This window comes from Thalassobius sp. Cn5-15, assembly GCF_022347685.1.
GTDB lineage: Bacteria > Pseudomonadota > Alphaproteobacteria > Rhodobacterales > Rhodobacteraceae > Thalassobius.
Window position 1 is genome coordinate 351,529 of sequence record NZ_JAKRGF010000002.1, and the last position, 18,258, is coordinate 369,786.

Below are 18,258 nucleotides of genomic sequence, written 5' to 3' on the forward strand. Positions count from 1 at the left end.
ATAATAGAAAAGGCGGCCCGTATTAGGCCGCCTTCCTTTCATTCAGATCAGCGCGGGATCACTCGTTCGCGGCCTGCAGCACCGTGGCACCTTCCTGCTCCAGCACCGCGTCCAGGCCCACTGCCAATTTTTGGCGCACGCGCTCCAGTGAGATATCAGTGGGGACATCGGTCGGGTCGATGAAGGACAGCGCGCGCTTCCACTGGAATTCCGCCTCGCGGTGACGGCCTACGGCCCACAGCGCATCTCCCAGATGATCATTGACCACGGGATCAACTGGCATCAGCTCTGCCGCGCGTTCCATATGAGGCACAGCTTCCTCGTAACGCCCCAGGCGGTACAGAACCCAGCCCAGCGAATCGACGATATAGCCACTGTCAGGCCGGGCAGCGACAGCGCGTTCAATCATCGCCAGCGCCTCATCCAGATTCATCCGCCGCTCAACCATCGAATAGCCGAGGTAATTCAGGACCTGCGGTTGGTCGGGATTCAATTCCAGCGCCTTGCGGAAATCGGCCTCTGCCTCCTCCCACTGCCCCATACGTTCCAGGCAGATGGCGCGGGCATAGTAGATAAACCACTGCGAATCCTGATCCGCGTCATAGAGTGCCAGTGCCGCATCATAGGAACGCACAGCCTGATCAAAATCCTTGGCCTGACGCTGCACATCCCCCAGCGTCACATGCACCATCGGCAGATCGCCGTGGCTGGTCGCCAGTGCGGACAACGCATCCGCCGCCTCCCCGACGTCGCCAGCGCGGCGCAACGCGTCCGCACGCCCCAGTTCGGCCGCGTGATAGGACAGATTATCAGACCGTACGCGACCGTATGTATCGACCGCCAGATCATAGAGCTGCAGATTATCCAGCATCGCACCGGACAAGAGTAATGCCTCTGTATGGGTGGGACGCAGGAATTCTGCCACACGGGAATAGAGGAGCGTGTAGTCACTTTCTGCCTCATAGCGCAGCGCGGACGCGACGGTAAAGAACACCTCCGCAATGCCGTCACGGGCATTGGTCAGCGTGCCAAAAGGCAGCGTTTTACCCGCCACCAACCGGTCGTGCAGATTGCGCAGCTCAGGGTCCAGTTCAGTCCCAAACTGTGCCTGCAAGAGCTGCAGAGCCTCGCCACCGCGTTCCAGCTGGCTGAGGATTTCTACACGGGCCACCACCGCACGGCGCATGGTGTTCAACCCCGCCAGCGCCGGATCAGACAGCAGTTTATCCGCCGCCTCATAATCCCCGACCAAGGCCAGCGCGTGCGCCTTGTGGAAAAGGGCAAAGCCGCCCATGCCCTTTTCAGCGGCCACTGCATCAAACTGTTTCATCGCATCAGAAACCGCACCGGTGCCCATCTGCGCCCAGGCCAGCACCAGACCGTCGATCAGCGGGCCGATGTTCAAACCAGTCTCTGCGCGGGCCAGCAGTGATGTGTAATCCTCACGCTGAGCAGCGTCAGCCATCAGCACCATGCTGGCGATCTGGCTCTGGCTCTGGCTTTCATCAGCCTCCAGACGGCGCGCCATAGGGATCCCCCGCTCCAGATGCCCCAAAGCCAGCTGGGCGTGAGTGGCAGATTCCATCAGCTGAATATTGTGCGGATCACGGGCCAAAGCGCGGGTGTAGTAATCCGCCGCCGCCGCGAAATCAGCGGAAAGACCCGCGTGGCGTGCTGCCAGATAGGGACCGGCCAGCCCCTGTGCCTGAACAGAGGACGCGACGGGCACCAGACCCATCACTGCCGCCAGAATCATTCCGGTAACCGTCTTGCGCATATGCTCCATCCCTTTTGCGTCTGCGTTCGGATCAGATTAACGCCGGTTTTCCCAAAGGCAATCACTAGGGGCAGAATCCGCCTGTCTCTGACAAATCTGTGAGAAGAACGCCAGCCAAACTGCCGAAAACCCGTGCGTGCGGATACGGACCCTATCCAATGGATCAATATAGCGCAGACAAAAAGGGCGCCCAGATTGGACGCCCTTTTGCAGATATTCCTGCGATCTGTGGTTGAGATCACATGTTGGGATAGTTCGGCCCCTCACCACCCTGCGGACAGGCCCAGGTGATGTTTTGCGCTGGATCCTTGATGTCACAGGTTTTGCAATGAACACAGTTCTGGAAGTTGACCACGAACTCTTTCTTGCCTTCCTTTTCAACCACTTCATACACGCCTGCAGGGCAGTAACGCTGCGCCGGCTCATCGTACATGGGCAGGTTGTTCCCAATCGGCACAGAAGTGTCGGCCAACTGCAGGTGCGGCGGCTGACTCTCTTCGTGGTTGGTGAAGGAGAAGCTGACGTTGGTCAAACGGTCAAAGCTCAGCACGCCATCAGGCTTGGGATAATCGATCGGTTTGTGCACAGATGCCGGTTCGGTTGCGGCGGCGTCGGTCTTGCCGTGCTTCAGCGATCCGAACAGCGAAAAACCGCCGGTCAGGGTCTGGAACCACATATCGAATCCACCCAGCGTCAATGAAGCGGTCAGGCCAAACTTTGACCACAGCGGTTTCACGTTGCGGACCTTCTTCAGGTCTTTGCCGATCTCGCCCTTGCGAACCTCGTCCTCATAGTCGTGCAACTCATCGCTGGCACGGCCCGCTTTGATCGCGCGTTCTGCGGCCTCTGCGGCGGCAATGCCCGACAGCATAGCATTGTGGTTACCTTTGATACGGGGCACGTTCACCATGCCAACCGAACAGCCCAGCAGCGCCACGCCGGGGGCCACCATCTGCGGCATCGACTGATAGCCACCTTCGGAAATCGCACGCGCACCGTAGGCCACGCGTTTGCCGCCTTTCAGCAGATCGGCGATCATCGGGTGATGCTTGAAGCGCTGGAATTCCATGTAGGGGAACAGGTGCGGGTTTTTGTAGTTCAGGTGAACAACAAAGCCGACGTAAACCTGATTGTTGTCGAGGTGGTAAACAAACGACCCACCACCCGCGTTGGAGCCCAGCGGCCACCCCATGGTGTGGGTGACGGTGCCCTCTTTGTGCTTGGCGGGATCAATTTCCCAGATCTCTTTCATGCCGACGCCAAATTTCTGCGGCTCTTTGCCGTCAGACAGGCCGTAGCGTTCGATCACTTCTTTCGACAGCGAGCCGCGCACACCTTCCGACAAGAAGACGTATTTGCCGTGCAGCTCCATGCCCGGCTCAGTACCCGGACCGTAAGACCCATCTGCTTCCAGACCGAAGACACCTGCAACGACGCCTTTGATCTCACCCTTGTCGCCGTAAACCAGTTCGGAACACGCCATGCCCGGGAAAATTTCGACACCCAGCTCTTCGGCCTGTTCAGCCATCCAACGGCAGACGTTGCCCATCGACACGATATAGTTGCCGTGGTTGTTCATCAGCGGCGGCATGGGGAAGTTGGGGATCCGTACTTCACCCGCTTCGCCCAGCATGTAGAAGTTGTCTTCACGCACCGGCACGTTCAGCGGCGCGCCTTTTTCTTTCCAGTCTGGCATCAGCTTGTCCAAACCGCAGGGATCCAGAACAGCACCGGACAGGATGTGCGCCCCAACTTCCGAGCCTTTTTCCAGAACAACAACGTTCAGATCGGCATCCAACTGCTTCAGACGGATCGCAGCCGACAGACCAGCAGGGCCTGCACCTACGATGACAACGTCATATTCCATTGCTTCCCGTTCGATTTCCGACATGGGTGGCCCTCCTTGGGTGCGCGCGTAACAATATTTCGCTCGTGATTAACGCGCCGCAGCATTGTTCGTCAATTGCGACGACGCGTTAAAAGAACGGGCTTCAGCAGTAAACGCGGCAGAACCCAGTTTGCCCCGCTGATTCCGGCTGTTTCGCGACAATTTGCGCCTTGTTTTGTCATCCGCCGCAGCGCGGCGGCAGCGGCGTTCAATCCGCTCCGGCCTCTGGTGCAGGATCCCCCATCAGATACCGCGGCCCCGCTCCGTAATGTTGTGCCTGATCGCTCTCATTATAAAGCGTGCAGGCCTTCATCGACAGGCAGCCACAACCAATGCAGCCATCCAATTTATCCCGCATCTGTTCCAAAGCAGCGATCTGCTGATCGAGGTCAGCACGAAACCCAGTGGAAATCCTGCGCCAATCGGCAGCGGTCGGTGTCCGCTGATCCGGCAGCCCCTGCATCACCTCGCGGATGCGCGCGATGGTAAAGCCGAATTTCTGCGCCACCATGACAAAGGACAGCCGCCGGATATCGGCCCTCTCAAACCGGCGCTGCCCACCCGCGTTGCGCCACGGATGCACCAGACCCTCTGCCTCATAATAACGAATGGCAGAGACAGCCAAACCTGTCCGCGCCGCCAAATCACCAATGGTCAAGCCAGACCTAATTGCTAAACGTCTGTTTTTACTCATCCCTTAGCCCTTTATCTAAAGTGCACTTTAGAAACTATTCTGCAAGCATCTGAAAATCAAATACGTCAGGAGAGTTATGATGCAGGCCATTCTGGAACACGCCAACGTCACCGTCGCCAACCCCGCCGCCACCGCCCACTGGCTGGAACAGGTGTTCGGCTGGCATATCCGCTGGCAGGGCGACGCGATTTCCGGCGGCCGCTCGATCCACATCGGCGGCGCGGACAGCTATCTGGCGCTATATGCTCCGAAAACCGATGCGACCACGACCGACGCCGACAGTTACCAGACCATTGGCGCCCTGAACCATCTGGCGGTGGTGGTCGCAGATCTGGATCAGGTGGAGGCACGGGTGCGCAACGCGGGCTTCACCCCTCATATGCACGCGGATTACGAACCGGGGCGGCGGTTTTATTTCAACGATGACAACGGGATCGAATTTGAGGTGGTCAGCTACGACAGCTGACACAACCACCCTGCCCCACCCGTCACAGTCTGCGACAAATCCGGCACGACTGTCGGCGCGTTTCGGGGAATTTCCGTGGCATCAGCGCCTGCCCCTTGCAATCCGCCCCCTGTTTGGGTCAGGTAAACGACAAGTAACAACCACAGGGCGGCGGGTGCCCCGCGCATCCGCCGCCCCTTCTCATGGAAAAGGGCCCATGGAAAAAATACCGATGACCCCAACCGGTTTCACCGCATTGGAAACCGAGCTGAAGCACCTCAAAACTGTTGAACGCCCCACGATCATTCAGGCGATCGCAGAGGCACGCGAACTGGGCGACCTGTCGGAAAACGCCGAATACCACTCCGCCCGCGAAAAGCAGAGCTTCATCGAAGGCCGCATCAAAGAGCTGGAAGGCGTGATTTCACTGGCCGATGTGATCAACCCCGCCGGCCTGTCCGGCTCGATCAAGTTCGGCGCAACCGTTACGCTGGTGGATGAAGACACCGACGAAGAGAAGGTTTGGCAGATCGTTGGCGAATATGAAGCCAACATCGAAAAGGGCCTGTTGAACATCAAATCGCCCATCGCCCGCGCCCTGATCGGCAAGGAAGATGGCGACAGCGTCGAGGTACGCACCCCCGGCGGTCTGCGCTCCTACGAAGTGCTGAAGATCGAATATATCTAAGCCAGAAAGACAGGTCGCGGTCATGGCAGACAAACGCAGCAGCTCCGCCACCCCTATGGGGCTTTATAACAAGCCCAGCCAATCCCGAATCACCGGCTTTGAACTGGCCGCAGCGGGGTTGAGTGTGGTGTGGATGGCTGGCGCTAGCTGGTTTTTCCTGTCCCTGCCCCGTCCGGATGCCAGCGCTACGGCAAACGCAGGCCCCGACGGCCTGCGTTTTTTAATGACCTTGTTGGTGATTTTCCTGCCCGTAGCGATGATCTGGGTCGGCGCCACCGCGGCACGGTCCAGCCGCGTGATGCGCGAGGAGAGCGCGCGGCTGCAATCGGCCATTGATGCGATCCGCCAGGCCTATGTGGCGCAATCGGCGCAGACCAACGGCCAGCCGCAGGGCGGCGAAACGGTTGCGCGAAAACTGGACGAAATCGCCGCTGCGCAGCGCAAAACGGAAACCGCGCTGGCCACCTTTACCTCCAGCCGTGACCGCGATGCCCTGCGCCCCGCGGCGACAGAGCCAGCAGGCGACAGTGACGATCAGGCCGCTCTGCCATTTGGCACCCCGGCCGATGAGCTGCATCCGCCACTGGCGCGCAACACGTTCATTCGGGCGCTGAATTTCCCTGATACGGCCGAAGACGAAGAGGGCTTTGCCGCACTGCGTCAGGCACTGAAAGACCGTGAAGCCGCGCTGCTGATTGAGGCCAGTCAGAACGTGCTGACCCTGCTGAGCCAAGACGGCATCTATATGGACGACCTACGCCCTGATCTATGCAAGCCTGAGATCTGGCGCCGCTTCGCCCTTGGCGAACGGGGCCGCACCGTGGCCAAAATCGGCGGCATTCACGACCGCAGTTCACTGGCACTGACCGCTGGCAGAATGAAGCAGGATCCCACGTTCCGCGACGCCGCCCATAATTTCCTACGCCGGTTCGACCGGATGATCCAATCGTTTGAAAAAGTCGCCTCGGACACGGAAATCACCACACTGTCCGAAACCCGCACCGCACGGGCCTTTATGCTGCTAGGGCGAGTCGCTGGTATTTTCGACTAAGATTTTAGCTTAAGCTGCTGCCCCATATTTGGCTACGCGCTTTGAGCATGCTTCGGATTGCATATACCGTACAGGCACCGTAAGCAGGAAGAAATACTTCGCACGGGTCAACTATGTCTGCAAACCTCTCTTCACACGCGCGATCGCCGATGTGGCAGGGCATCACCGATGGCCTGCCCTTTGTGCTGGTGATCCTCCCCTTTGGCGTGCTGTTCGGTGTATTGGCAGCTGAAGCCGGATTGAACATGTTCGAGGCGCTGAGCTTCTCTATCGTGGTGATCGCTGGGGCCGCACAGTTCACCGCACTGCAGCTGCTGGGGGAGCATGTGCCGACCCTGCTGGTGCTGACCTCGGCCCTTGCCGTGAACCTGCGTATGGTGATGTATTCGGCCTCCCTGACTCCGCATCTGGGGGCGGCACCTCTGTGGCAGCGGGTGTTTATCGCCTATTTCACGATTGACCAAAGCTATGCCTGCGCGGTGGCCGCCTATGAACGTAACCCGGGCTGGAGTGTGCCGCAAAAGGTGACCTATTTCTTTGCAACCGTCGCGATGATCTGTCCGCTTTGGTATCTGTCCACCGCGTTTGGCGCGTGGTTGGGAAACGGGGTGCCGGACGGTCTGGCGCTGGATTTTGCCGTGCCAATCACCTTTATCGCGATGATTGGCCCAATGCTGACCACAGGTGCCCACCGTGCAGCAGCGCTGACATCGGTTGTTCTGTCGCTGATCTTTAACTTCCTGCCGTTCAACCTGGGCCTGATAGTGGCCGGTATTGGCGCGATGATCATCGGCGCGCAGGTAGAGCTGTGGCTGGAACGCCGCGCGCCAGTGCAGGCAGGCAAAGGGGCACGCCAATGACCGACATTTCAGATAGCGCCCTGTGGGCCGTAATCATCGGGCTGGGGTTGGGCAGTTTCGGCCTGCGTTTTGCCTTTCTGGGGCTGATCGGCGACCGACCGATGCCGGAGTGGCTGCTGCGGCACCTGCGCTATACAGCGGTGGCAATTCTGCCTGCGCTGGTCGCGCCGCTGGTGGTTTGGCCTACCGCAACCGAGGGCAACTTCGACCTGCCCTGCATTTCTGCCGCACTGATCGCACTGACCGTGGGCTATGTAACCAAAAACGTACTGATTGCCATGCTGACCGGCGCGGTGACACTGTCCGGGATGGTGTACCTGCTGAGCTAAACGGGGCCAACCCCGCCAGCACAATTCCGGCACACCTAAGGTGTCGCATTCAGACGCCGTTAGCCTTCATGTTGTCTTTAACCCGCTCGGGATCAAAGGCCTCCAGCGCTTTGAAACGGTCGCCATCGTCGTATTCATAAAGCTCGGTGCGGGTTGCACCGTCCAGTTGATCGAATTGTGCCGACAGCGGTTTCGGGAACCAAGTGGTTTTCATCCCCTCCAGCCCCGGCAATTGCGACAGGATGGTCGAGATGGAGCGCGCGCAATAGGCATCAGGCACTTCGCCGCGCGCCATAGCCAGTTGCAGCGCCTGTTCAGCCGCCTCGGCGCTGACATCCAGTTCCTGTACCACAACGTGGTGGGTTTTGCGGGCATGAAACCGGGTGAAGACATCGGCCAGACCAGGGGTCACATCGTAAACCACATCATCACGGCTGACGATGCCACCTTTGCGGAACGACCCCGCCGGATCAAAGATCACCCGCTGCGAACCATTGATCATCAACGCCGAATGTGCGCCGTTTCCGCTGCGGTTATTGATCATGGTGAAAAGCGTCAGACGCGGCGGGCCGTCGTGGCGATAGACAGAGGCCGCCAGAACCTCATCCGAAACGGGGGGATCCTGTTTGACCACACAGCCCGACAACCCGATTACGGCCACAGCCGCCAGCACCAGAATACGCATCGCACAGCGCCTTACCTGTCAAAGATGAGGCCGCCCTGCAGCGGACGGCCAGTCATGTCTCAAAGATAATGTGACCTGAACCTCGGATCACAGATCAGCCAATAAAAATCAGCTGTTGAAAAGCGCCAGGAACACCAGCAGTCCCAGAATGGCAATGACCGACCATTTGGTAAAGTTAATGAACCCTACGTAGGTCTTTTCCTGCACTTCGGTGTTCATATCACCATGCTTGTGTTCAGCCATGTTCGCGTCCTTTGCTGACTTGGTCTTCGGTCCTGTTCAAACGTTGAGTAGCCGATTTTTTCCGGCCTGTCACGACGTCACTTTCCCCTTCACGAAGAGGCTTTGCCTTCTCCGGCTTCCAGATCCGCCGCCAGACGGAAACCGATACGCATGGCCTCTGGGGCTTCGGGCTGTTTCGGCAGGGCGCGCAGCATCACGTTCAGCTGGCTGACATGCTGCACCAGCTGGGTGCGGGCGCCAGTTTCGTCGCTGCCATAGAACGTGATCAGATCGGGATCGAAATAGCCCAAGCCTTCAATCCGCATGGCACCTGCGCTGCTGCCAGCAAAGCCCATAGCGACCTCATGGTCCTGATCCAGCGTTTGTTCAAAATTCTGGATATAAAGAACCAGCCGCTCATAGGCCCATTGCGCAGCGCTCTTCTTCTGCACTGGTGTGGCGGTGACAGCAGCGGGCACAGCTGTGTCGATCTTGGCCGCGGGCGCATCAGGGTCAGAATGCACCTCATGACGGCGCGGCAGGGCTGTGGCCTCATGTGCCTCAGCCGAAGTTTTGATTTCATCTTCCATTGGCGTTTCCTCCCGATGCACGTTGTTTTAGCCGTCAGTGCGCTGCCACAACCATGCGCCATCGCTGCGCTTTTCACGGCTGACCTGTCCTGTGTGCAGCAGATGGTTAAGATGCGCAACCGCCTCGACCATCGCCAGCCCGTAAGTGCCAGCATCAATGGTGCGCTTGAACAGGGGCGGAAAACACTCAACAGCGGTGCGTGGTTCCGACAGGTGATCCAGCAGGCGGCGCAACCCGCCGTGGTGGTTTTCGATCAGCTGGTGCATCCGCAACGGCAATCCGGTGAAGACACGTTTGTGCCCGCACAGCACCAGATGATCTTCACGCGCCAGTTTTTCCAGACGCAGACAGCTTTCCATCCATTCGCCCAAGGGATCGGCATCCGGTTCCGTCGGGTGCACGCCGATGTTGGGACTGATCGAGGGCAGGATCTGATCGCCAGAAATCACCAAATGATCGTCCCGCGACCACAGCGTCAGGTGTTCAGGCGCGTGTCCGTTGCCGATATGTACGTCCCAGTCACGCCCCCCGGCGCGGATCTGATTGCCCTGCTGCACGCGGGTGTATCCAATCGGCAGGGTATGGCCAATATCAGACACGTTAAAGGGCCGTTGTGACAGCCGCTTTTGCAGCACATCCTCTGCCATGCCCGCGCTTTTCCAATAGGCGACGGCCTGCGGACTAGGGGCTTCTTCGACGTCCAGCATCAACATCCGCGCCATCAAAAAGGCGGTGCGGGTGGTGACCAGTTCCGCGTCAAATCGGTGGCGAAACCAACCCACGGCGCCCACATGATCAGGGTGGTGGTGGGTCAGGATCACCTTGCCCACCGGTTTGCCGCCCAAGGCACCAGTCAGCAACGCCTGCCACATGGCGATGGTGCGTTTGCTGTAAACGCCCGCATCCACGATGGTCCAGTGGTCGCCCTCATCCAGCGCATAGATGTTCACATGATCCAGCGCCATCGGTAACGGCATTCGAATCCACAACACGCCCTCAGCCACCTCAACAGCCTGACCATTTTCAGGGGCCTCAAACGGATAACGCAGCCCATTAAGGGCTGCGCGATCTTTTTTCACCGATGTGATCCGCTGGCTCACGCCTCCAGATCCTCAAGGGAGAAGGCGTAAAGGTCATCTGAACCAGCGCGCGCATGCTCCAGGTAGGAGGCATGCTGCGGCAACAGGCGGCGGATGTAGAAACGAGCCAGTTTCGACCGCGGACCTTCGCCGCCTTCGGCCAGTGCAGCCTTCAGGTGGTAGTACCCCCCCAAGATACGGCCAAAGGCCATCAGGAACGGAACCGACCCTGCGAAACGGGTGTTCATGTCGGTCTGGCTGACCAGCCACTCAACCGATTCACGCAGGGTTTCGGTGGCTTGCCAGACCGGTTCTGCCAGTTCGGGCATTGCAGCGCGAGCGGCTTCAACATCTGCCTCGATTTCATCCAGCAGGATGTTCGCAGCTTCACCACCGTCCATCATTTTGCGACCCACAAGATCCATGGCCTGAATGCCGTTGGTGCCTTCATAGATCGCGGTGATACGCACGTCGCGGCTGAACTGGGCTGCGCCGGTCTCTTCGATGAAGCCCATGCCGCCGTGAACCTGAACACCCTGCTCTGCCACATCAATACCCACTTCGGTACCGAAAGATTTGGCGATCGGGGTCAGCAGTGCCGCGCGTGCTTTCCATTCCGGTGCGCCGGTTGCGGTGGCCATGTCGAGCGCGACGGCACAGGACATCACGATGGAACGGGCTGCGAAAGTGTCTGCCTTCATGCCGATCAGCATGCGGCGCACGTCGGCGTGGTTGACGATCGGGCCGAACTGCTCACGCTCTTTGGCGTAGTCCAGTGCCTTCTGGTAGGCGCCTTCGGCGATACCAACACCCTGTGCGGCCACACCCAGACGGGCGTTGTTCATCATGGTGAACATCGCGGCCATACCTTTGTGTTTCTCACCAACGAGCCAGCCTTTGGCGCCGTCAAACTGCATCACTGCAGTCGGAGAGCCGTGAATGCCCAGCTTGTGCTCAAGGCTGACAACCTTCACGTCATTCGCCGCGCCCATGTTGCCCTCTTCGTCCAGCAGGATCTTGGGCACCATGAACAGGCTGATGCCTTTGGTGCCAGCGGCGCCATCAGGCAGACGAGCCAGAACCAGATGGCAGACGTTGCCGCCAAAGTCGTGGTCACCCCAGGTGATGTAGATCTTCTGACCGGTCACGGCATAGCTGCCATCCTCCAGCGGCTCTGCTTTGGATTTCAGCGCACCCACATCCGAACCGGCGCCCGGCTCGGTCAGGTTCATGGTGCCGGTCCATTCGCCGCTGATCAGCTTTTCCAGATACAGGTTCTTCAGCTCTTCGGAACCGTGATGCTCCAGCGCTTCGATCTGGCCTTGGGTCAGCATGCTGCACAAACCCAGCGCCATGTTGGACGAAGACATCATTTCGTTGAACGCGGTGGTGTAGGCGATCGGCAGGCCCATGCCACCGTAGTTTTGATCACCGGACACCGCAACCCAGCCGCCTTCGGCGATGGCGTCGAACGCCGCCTTGAAACCGGGCGAGGTGCGCACAACGCCGTTTTCCAGATAGGCGCCATTAAGATCGCCGTCACGCTGGGTGGGATAGATCACCTCTTCGGTGAGTTTCCCCATGCCTTCCAGCACAGCGTCCGACAGGTCTTCGCTGACTTCGGCGAAACGTTCGGTGGCGCGCAGTTGCTCAACCGGCGCAATGTTATTGAAGATAAAGCGGATGTCTTCGACCTGGGCGCGATAACTCATGGTTTTCCTCCTGGCAGCGGCTTGGAATCGGGTCTGGCCGCATGTATGCAATTGTCCTGCGGGAGAACCTAGTTTGTGCCCCATGCCCACTCAATCAAAACGCGGCGTCATAGATTATGTCCAATACACAATCCTCAGACAGCACCGAAACCCTGCCCGACAGCGCAGATGGCGTAGCCCGTGCAGCGGCACTGCTGGCGGCGGGTGGATTGGTCGCGATGCCCACAGAAACAGTTTACGGGCTGGCCGCAGATGCCCGCAAGGACCGCGCCGTCGCCCGTATTTTCAATGCCAAGGGCCGGCCGCGGTTCAACCCGCTGATCGTGCATGTGGCCGACGTTGAAATGGCGAAACGTTACGTCGAATGGTCTAGCTTGGCCGATCGTGTGGCGCAGGCCTTCTGGCCGGGGGCGCTGACACTGGTGTTGCCGCTGCGCACAGACAGTGGGCTGTCGCCACTGGTCACTGCCGATCTGCCCACGCTGGCGGTGCGTATGCCTGCACACCCGCTGGCGCAGGATCTGCTACGCCTGTTTGACGGACCAGTCGCCGCACCATCTGCAAACCCCTCTGGTAAGATCAGCCCAACAACGGCAGACCATGTCGCCGCCGGTCTCACGGGCCGGATCGAAGGGATCCTTGATGGCGGTCCCTGCCCTGTCGGGGTTGAATCCACCATTCTGGGCCTGTCCGGCACGCCGACCCTGCTGCGCCCCGGCGGCATCCCACAAGAGGCGCTGGAACAGTGTCTGGGCCAGCCGCTGGAAGTCTATCAAAACGGCGACGCACTTACCGCACCGGGTCAGATGACATCGCATTACGCCCCCGGCGCGTCGGTACGGCTCAACGCCGACGCCTTGGCAGAGGGCGAGGTGATGCTGGGCTTTGGTGCGATGGAGTGCACACTGAACCTGTCTCCCGCCGGTGATCTGGTCGAGGCGGCAGCGAACCTGTTCGGGCACCTGCACGCGCTGGACGCGATGGGACCTGAAGGCATCGCCGTGGCACCGATCCCTGAAACCGGACTGGGCCGCGCAATCAACGACCGCCTGCGGCGCGCCGCGGCGCCGCGATAAATGCCGGAAATGATCCGCTAGAAGATCAGGCGTGCCCCGCTTCGGACGACAGCATCAGGGCATCCACACCCATGCTTTTCAGTGCCGCTTCCCACTTTGCCTCATCCTCAGTGTCAAAGACCAACTGACGATCGGCATCACAGGTCAGCCAGCCGTTGAGCGAAATCTCTTCCTCCAACTGGCCGGGCCCCCAACCGGAATAGCCTAACGCAACAATCGCGTTCTGCGGCCCCTCCCCGCGCGCCAGATCCTCCAGCACGTCGATGGTCGCTGTCAGGCCAAATTCGGCCCCCGGTGTTTCACCAGAAACCTCAAGTGTGTTCAATTCAGACCGGTAGGTCTTGCCATGCAACACGAAGCCACGACCTGTTTCCACTGGCCCGCCAAAATGCACCCCCATCTGGGGCGACTCGGGTGATGCAGGGATTTTGATATGTTCCAACAGGTCTTCCAGCGCGACATCTTCCGTCGGCTTGTTGACGATCAGCCCCATCGCCCCTTCGTCCGAATGGGCACAGACCAATACAACAGAGTGTTCGAACCGGGGATCCCCCATGCCAGGCATTGCGATCAGTAACTGTCCGGTCAAGTTCATACGTGAGAACGCTCCTCTCTCTCATTCAATGTAGGCACGGATCATGCCACGGTCCAGCGGACGCGACGAAAAAAGCGCACTCACGTGGCAATCGCCTTAATGTGAGTTGGCAAACGCCCACTCATGACCCAAATGATGAACTATGAAGACACGAACCGTCATGACCTCTGCCCACGTTGTTGCCAGCGCCGCTATTGCTGGTGTTTGTGGCGCCAGTCTGCTCCTCAGCGTTGCTGCAGGGGCTGTTTCTGCACAAGAGGGCAGCGTTGCCTCATACTCCGTCCCAATCTCCGGCACCGAAAGCTGGAGTGCGGATATGGCCAACCTGACCATCCTGCCCGGCTGGCCGCGCAAGGATGGCAGCCGTATGGCCGCGCTGCGCATCGATCTGGCTGAGGGCTGGAAAACCTACTGGCGTGCTCCCGGAGATGCAGGCATTCCGCCCGTGTTGGAACTGCAGGACAGTGACAATCTGGCCGCCATTGACCCGCAATGGCCGACGCCGGATGTGTTTATGGACAACGGCATGCGCTCTGTCGGCTATAATCAATCGCTGACCGTGCCCGTCGTGCTGACCCCCAGTTCAGAGGGACAGGAAATCCGGCTGCGCGGCCAGATGCGTCTCGGCGTTTGCAAAGATGTCTGCGTGCCCGTCTCACTGCCGCTGTCTCTGGATCTGCCTGCAGATCTGAATGCACAGGACGACAGCATCCGCGCCGCGCTTGCCGACCGTCCGGTGCCGGGGCAAGAGGCTGGCGTGCGCAAAGCGCAGTGTCAGCTGGCCCCCACATATGAGGGCCTGGCCTTGACCGCCACGCTGAATATGCCCAGCGCCGGTGGGTCGGAGTTTACCATCGTCGAAACCGGCAACCCGCTTATCTGGGTGGCCGAGGCCAAGACAAAACGTCAGGGCAACACCCTGACCGTAACCACAGAAATGATGCACGTCGAAGGCGACCCGATCGCAATTGATCGTTCCAGCCTGCGGTTTACCGTGCTGGGCAAGGATCAGGCGGTTGATATCCAAGGGTGCAGCGCGAGCTGAGCCCTCCAGACAATACTCAATGGTGCAGAAAAGGCGCGTGGGGAACCAACGCGCCTTTTGCTTGTCTGAAACTTTGCTCGTCTGAAACTTTGCTTTTCTGAAACGTTGGGCCGCGCCCTCACACCCGCCGCTGTAGGTTCAACCGCAGCAGCACTGCCAGATAGGCCAGCAGCGCCACCAGCGCGGCCCCTCCCAGAAACAAGGCAACAGACGCGCCAAGCCCAGCACCCGACAGCACGGGCAACAGTGCCACCAGCCAAGACGCCAGAGATCCGGTCAGCGCCACCGCGCCCAGTGTGGATGCCAGCCAAACGCCCAGCACTGCCAACGACACGCCCAAGGGGCCGCGCAACACAGCTGCCTTCAACCCGTGCCGCAACGCCCGCAACTGACGTCCAATGTCGGCCTGTGCCGCTATCAGCGCAGGCACCACCAGCAGAACCAGCACCATGCCGAACCCCAGACCATAGACCAGCGTGATAACTGTGGGCCGCAGGAACTGCGCCTGACTGGAACTTTCATAAAGCAGCGGTGCCAGCCCCAGCACCGTGGTCAAGGTGGTCAGCACCACAGGGCGCAACCGATCCGCCGCGCCCTCCATGATCGAGGGCACCAGTCCCCGTTCTTTGGCATATTGATCAATCGTTGTGACCAGCACGATAGAGTCGTTGATGATAATCCCCGTCATGCCCAAAAGACCTACGACCGAAAACATCGACAACGGCACATCCCAGACATAATGCCCCCAGATCGCACCCACGAGGCCGAAGGGAATAACGGCCATTACCACCAGAGGCCGCGTCCAACTGGCAAAAACCCATGCCAGCACCAGATAGATCCCCGTCAGACACAGGATCAGACCTGTGCGGGCATCGCGCAGGAAGCTGTCCTCTTGCTCCGACAGACCCGACAGGCGGTATTCCACCTGATGTTCACTGGCGATGCGCGGCAGAATGTCGGTTTCCAACGCCTGCGCAATTTGTTCGGCACGCGCGGGGTCATCTTCGGAAATGTCACCGGTGACGGAAATCAGCCGCACCCCGTTTTCACGCAACACGGTGGAAAACCCGCTGCGGCTTTGCACTGTAACCAGATCGGACAGCGGCGCGTAGCTGCCACTGGGACTACGCATTTGGGTGCGTTCCAGAAAATCCGCCGTCAGTTCCTGCGTGGGCAGTTCTACGCGGATCGCGGCAGAGCGCGGCCCATCGGGGAAGGTCGCCGCCTCGATCCCGTTCAGACGGTGGCGCAACACCTGCCCTAACCCGTCGATACTGAATCCCAGCGCTTGCCCCTGCGGGGTCAGCTCTAGGATAAGTTCTTCCTTGTCGTAGGCCAGATTATCCTCCAGCGCCGACACCTCAGGATACTGCGCCAAAGCGGACTGTAACGCCTCACTGGCAGCTTTCAGCACCTCGGCGCTGGCACCGGACAGCTGCACGTCCAGCGCATCCCCTCCGGGCCCCGACCGCCAACCACGGAAACTGACAATCTCAGCAAGGGGATGCTGCTGCACCTCCTGCTGAACCTCACGCACGAAGGCAAAACTGGAATAGGGGCTGCCGTCCTGTTTCAGGCGCAGATCGGCATCAATCAATTCGATCGAAATCGCCCCGAGAAGGTCAGCATCCTTATTTTCAGAACCGCTCAGCGGACGACCTGCGTTGCCGCCAATTTCGGTGATCACGTAATTTACGGGCTGCCAGCCGTACTGCTCTGCCAATCGTGCATTCACCGCCTCAGTCGCGCGCTGCATCTCCTGCATCATCGCCAGCGAGTCTTCGCGCGTTGCACCCTCCAGCATGGCAAAGTTGCCGGTGACCGAACTGCGCTCTGGCGCGTTGAAAAAGCGCCAGTTCACGTCGCCTCGGGTCAACAGCGCGATTTGCGACGCCAAGAGAACCACCGCCAGCGCCAAGACCGGATAGCGCGCCCAGACCACCAACCGCATCAGGGGGCGGAAGGCGCGGTCGCGCATCTGGCGGAAGCCACGGTTCACCACGCGGCTGGGCCAGTCGTACCAATGGTCCTTATGCTGATGTTTCAACGCATGGGCCATGTGATTGGGCAGAATCAGGAAACATTCCACCAAGGACGCCGCCAGCACCGCAATCACGGTGAAAGGGATATCCGCGATCAGATCACCGAAACGCCCCGAAATAAAAGTGAGGCCAAAGAAGGCAATCACTGTGGTCAACGTGGCGGAAAACACCGGCATCGCCATACGCCGCGCAGCGTTTTCTGCTGCCACAATAGGGCTTTCGCCATACTTGCGCAGGCGCGCATCGGCGTGTTCGCCGACCACAATTGCGTCGTCTACCACAATCCCCAGCGTGATGATCAGCGCAAAGAGCGAGATCATGTTGATCGTCAGCCCCCCCAGATACATCAGCGTCACCGCCGCCAGCATCGCCACCGGCATACCCGCTGCCACCCAAAACGCCGTGCGCGCATTGAGGAAGAGGAACAAGAGCAGGACCACCAGACCCAGCCCCATCAACCCGTTGTCGAGCAATAGAGACAAGCGGCCCGAAATCGCCTCTGCCCGCGTGCGGATCAAATCAACGGTGACGCCATCCGGCAGGGTCGATTGCAGCGCATCAGCGACCTCTTCGACGCGGTGCTGCATGTCAATTGCATCGCCGGAAGCAGAGCGGTCCACACGGATCGACACCGCAGGGTTGGTGCCAACAAAATAGCTGCGCGTGCCATCTGCGCCCAACTCCATCACCTTGGCCACATCGCCCACGGTCAGGCTGGACCCGTCACCGTTGCGGCGCAAAACGATCTGTTCGACCTCACTGGCGCTGCGCTTGGCCACGCCCGTGCGCACCCGCGCATTGGCGCCGGTGACGTCGCCTGCGGGGGCCGCATCCACCTCTTCGTCGATCGCCGCAGCGATTTGCGACAGGGTCACATCATGTTCGATCAGCTTGATCGATGGCACCTCGACCAGCACTTCGCGCGCAGCGACGCCGCGGACGATGGTACGGGTGACACCGGCGGTGAACAGGCGCGCGATAAGTTCATCTGCATAGAGGCCAAGCTGACGCCGTTCCACCGGACCGGTGATCACCACATCCGTCACCCGATCCCGCCAGGCACCACGGCGCACGGTGGGTTCTTCTGCCTCCTCCGGCAACGTCGTCAGCGCATCAACAGCGGCCTGAACATCATCGGCAGCACGGCCCATATCCCAACCTGGCTCAAACTCCAGATTGACGGTGGCGCGACCTTCGCGACTGCTGGAGTCAGAGCTTTCCACCCCCTCTACTGTTAACAGCGCAGGCTCCAGAACCTGCACGATACCCGCATCCACATCCTCGGCCCCAGCCCCATCCCAAAGGACAATGACAGAGACATCATCGACAATCACATCAGGAAAGAACTGCGCCCGCATCTGCGGCGTGACCGCCAGCCCAAGGACCAACAGAACCACCAATAACAGGTTCGCCACTGTCGGGTGGCGGGTGAAGTAGGACAGAATACCGCCTGCCACTGGGCTGATATCACGCACCATG

Annotated in this window: 17 protein-coding genes; 7 read left to right on the plus strand and 10 right to left on the minus strand. The window is 59.8% G+C overall.

The window, feature by feature from the left end; genetic code table 11:
- Positions 1–58: 58 nt before the first annotated feature.
- The 3 genes from MHM86_RS07575 to soxR all read right to left on the minus strand — a co-directional run bounded on the left by MHM86_RS07575 (position 59) and on the right by soxR (position 4,359).
- A complete protein-coding gene (locus MHM86_RS07575; protein ID WP_239197565.1) occupies positions 59–1,777 on the minus strand; it encodes a tetratricopeptide repeat protein in 1,719 nt (572 codons plus the stop codon).
- Positions 1,778–2,015: 238 nt separating this feature from the next.
- Positions 2,016–3,668, minus strand: coding sequence for an electron transfer flavoprotein-ubiquinone oxidoreductase (locus MHM86_RS07580; RefSeq protein ID WP_239197567.1), 1,653 nt, complete (start codon positions 3,666–3,668; stop codon positions 2,016–2,018).
- Positions 3,669–3,873: 205 nt separating this feature from the next.
- A complete protein-coding gene (soxR, locus tag MHM86_RS07585) occupies positions 3,874–4,359 on the minus strand; it encodes a redox-sensitive transcriptional activator SoxR (protein ID WP_239197569.1) in 486 nt (161 codons plus the stop codon).
- Positions 4,360–4,438: 79 nt separating this feature from the next.
- Between soxR and MHM86_RS07590 the strand changes: the two genes are divergently transcribed.
- From MHM86_RS07590 to MHM86_RS07610, 5 genes are all read left to right on the plus strand, one after another.
- Positions 4,439–4,825 (plus strand): VOC family protein, encoded by a 387-nt coding sequence (locus MHM86_RS07590; protein WP_239197571.1) that lies wholly within the window; start codon positions 4,439–4,441, stop codon positions 4,823–4,825.
- Between the two features lie 196 nt (positions 4,826–5,021).
- Complete coding sequence (gene greA, locus MHM86_RS07595; protein WP_239197573.1) at positions 5,022–5,492, plus strand: transcription elongation factor GreA; 471 nt, start codon at positions 5,022–5,024, stop codon at positions 5,490–5,492.
- Positions 5,493–5,514: 22 nt separating this feature from the next.
- Positions 5,515–6,543 carry a hypothetical protein gene (locus tag MHM86_RS07600; RefSeq protein ID WP_239197575.1) on the plus strand — a complete coding sequence of 343 codons (1,029 nt, stop codon included), beginning with the start codon at positions 5,515–5,517 and terminating at the stop codon, positions 6,541–6,543.
- A gap of 113 nt (positions 6,544–6,656) precedes the next feature.
- Positions 6,657–7,403 carry an AzlC family ABC transporter permease gene (locus MHM86_RS07605; protein ID WP_239197577.1) on the plus strand — a complete coding sequence of 249 codons (747 nt, stop codon included), beginning with the start codon at positions 6,657–6,659 and terminating at the stop codon, positions 7,401–7,403.
- On the plus strand, positions 7,400–7,732 hold the full coding sequence (locus MHM86_RS07610; protein ID WP_239197579.1) for an AzlD domain-containing protein: 333 nt from the start codon (positions 7,400–7,402) through the stop codon (positions 7,730–7,732). Before MHM86_RS07605 ends, MHM86_RS07610 begins: the two co-directional genes overlap by 4 nt.
- Before the next feature lie 49 nt (positions 7,733–7,781).
- Here the strand turns inward: MHM86_RS07610 and MHM86_RS07615 are convergent, their stop codons facing one another.
- The 5 genes from MHM86_RS07615 to MHM86_RS07635 form a co-directional block, all read right to left on the minus strand.
- A complete protein-coding gene (locus MHM86_RS07615; RefSeq protein ID WP_239197581.1) occupies positions 7,782–8,417 on the minus strand; it encodes a hypothetical protein in 636 nt (211 codons plus the stop codon).
- A 108-nt stretch (positions 8,418–8,525) separates the two neighbouring features.
- Positions 8,526–8,660 (minus strand): aa3-type cytochrome c oxidase subunit IV, encoded by a 135-nt coding sequence (locus tag MHM86_RS07620; protein ID WP_239197583.1) that lies wholly within the window; start codon positions 8,658–8,660, stop codon positions 8,526–8,528.
- Between the two features lie 89 nt (positions 8,661–8,749).
- Positions 8,750–9,229: a DUF6173 family protein gene (locus MHM86_RS07625; protein ID WP_239197585.1), complete on the minus strand. Its 480-nt coding sequence runs from the start codon at positions 9,227–9,229 to the stop codon at positions 8,750–8,752.
- Positions 9,230–9,256: 27 nt separating this feature from the next.
- The gene (locus MHM86_RS07630; protein ID WP_239197587.1) at positions 9,257–10,330 is read right to left on the minus strand and encodes an MBL fold metallo-hydrolase; all 1,074 of its coding nucleotides are present in this window, start codon (positions 10,328–10,330) and stop codon (positions 9,257–9,259) included.
- On the minus strand, positions 10,327–12,021 hold the full coding sequence (locus MHM86_RS07635; protein ID WP_239197589.1) for an acyl-CoA dehydrogenase: 1,695 nt from the start codon (positions 12,019–12,021) through the stop codon (positions 10,327–10,329). The genes MHM86_RS07630 and MHM86_RS07635 overlap by 4 nt, the downstream gene beginning before the upstream one ends.
- A gap of 116 nt (positions 12,022–12,137) precedes the next feature.
- Between MHM86_RS07635 and MHM86_RS07640 the strand changes: the two genes are divergently transcribed.
- Positions 12,138–13,097 carry an L-threonylcarbamoyladenylate synthase gene (locus MHM86_RS07640; RefSeq protein ID WP_239197591.1) on the plus strand — a complete coding sequence of 320 codons (960 nt, stop codon included), beginning with the start codon at positions 12,138–12,140 and terminating at the stop codon, positions 13,095–13,097.
- 25 nt (positions 13,098–13,122) lie between these two features.
- Here the strand turns inward: MHM86_RS07640 and MHM86_RS07645 are convergent, their stop codons facing one another.
- Positions 13,123–13,692: a YqgE/AlgH family protein gene (locus MHM86_RS07645; protein WP_239197593.1), complete on the minus strand. Its 570-nt coding sequence runs from the start codon at positions 13,690–13,692 to the stop codon at positions 13,123–13,125.
- A 142-nt stretch (positions 13,693–13,834) separates the two neighbouring features.
- On the opposite strand from MHM86_RS07645, the gene MHM86_RS07650 reads away from it, so the two are divergent.
- The gene (locus tag MHM86_RS07650) at positions 13,835–14,737 is read left to right on the plus strand and encodes a protein-disulfide reductase DsbD domain-containing protein (RefSeq protein WP_239197595.1); all 903 of its coding nucleotides are present in this window, start codon (positions 13,835–13,837) and stop codon (positions 14,735–14,737) included.
- A 118-nt stretch (positions 14,738–14,855) separates the two neighbouring features.
- On the opposite strand, the gene MHM86_RS07655 is transcribed toward MHM86_RS07650, so the two are convergent.
- Positions 14,856–18,257, minus strand: a complete 3,402-nt coding sequence (locus MHM86_RS07655) for an efflux RND transporter permease subunit (RefSeq protein ID WP_239197597.1) — start codon at positions 18,255–18,257, stop codon at positions 14,856–14,858.
- Position 18,258 lies beyond the last annotated feature (1 nt).

Coding starts and splice junctions, on each gene's coding strand:
- MHM86_RS07610 (WP_239197579.1), top strand. CDS start 7,400: ATGACCGACATTTCAGATAGCGCCCTGTGGGCCGTAATCATCGGGCTG.
- MHM86_RS07615 (WP_239197581.1), bottom strand. CDS start 8,417: ATGCGTATTCTGGTGCTGGCGGCTGTGGCCGTAATCGGGTTGTCGGGC.
- MHM86_RS07650 (WP_239197595.1), top strand. CDS start 13,835: ATGAAGACACGAACCGTCATGACCTCTGCCCACGTTGTTGCCAGCGCC.
- MHM86_RS07580 (WP_239197567.1), bottom strand. CDS start 3,668: ATGTCGGAAATCGAACGGGAAGCAATGGAATATGACGTTGTCATCGTA.
- MHM86_RS07625 (WP_239197585.1), bottom strand. CDS start 9,229: ATGGAAGATGAAATCAAAACTTCGGCTGAGGCACATGAGGCCACAGCC.
- soxR (WP_239197569.1), bottom strand. CDS start 4,359: ATGAGTAAAAACAGACGTTTAGCAATTAGGTCTGGCTTGACCATTGGT.
- MHM86_RS07620 (WP_239197583.1), bottom strand. CDS start 8,660: ATGGCTGAACACAAGCATGGTGATATGAACACCGAAGTGCAGGAAAAG.
- MHM86_RS07655 (WP_239197597.1), bottom strand. CDS start 18,257: ATGGTGCGTGATATCAGCCCAGTGGCAGGCGGTATTCTGTCCTACTTC.
- MHM86_RS07605 (WP_239197577.1), top strand. CDS start 6,657: ATGTCTGCAAACCTCTCTTCACACGCGCGATCGCCGATGTGGCAGGGC.
- MHM86_RS07635 (WP_239197589.1), bottom strand. CDS start 12,021: ATGAGTTATCGCGCCCAGGTCGAAGACATCCGCTTTATCTTCAATAAC.
- MHM86_RS07590 (WP_239197571.1), top strand. CDS start 4,439: ATGCAGGCCATTCTGGAACACGCCAACGTCACCGTCGCCAACCCCGCC.
- MHM86_RS07600 (WP_239197575.1), top strand. CDS start 5,515: ATGGCAGACAAACGCAGCAGCTCCGCCACCCCTATGGGGCTTTATAAC.
- greA (WP_239197573.1), top strand. CDS start 5,022: ATGGAAAAAATACCGATGACCCCAACCGGTTTCACCGCATTGGAAACC.
- MHM86_RS07575 (WP_239197565.1), bottom strand. CDS start 1,777: ATGCGCAAGACGGTTACCGGAATGATTCTGGCGGCAGTGATGGGTCTG.
- MHM86_RS07645 (WP_239197593.1), bottom strand. CDS start 13,692: ATGAACTTGACCGGACAGTTACTGATCGCAATGCCTGGCATGGGGGAT.
- MHM86_RS07640 (WP_239197591.1), top strand. CDS start 12,138: ATGTCCAATACACAATCCTCAGACAGCACCGAAACCCTGCCCGACAGC.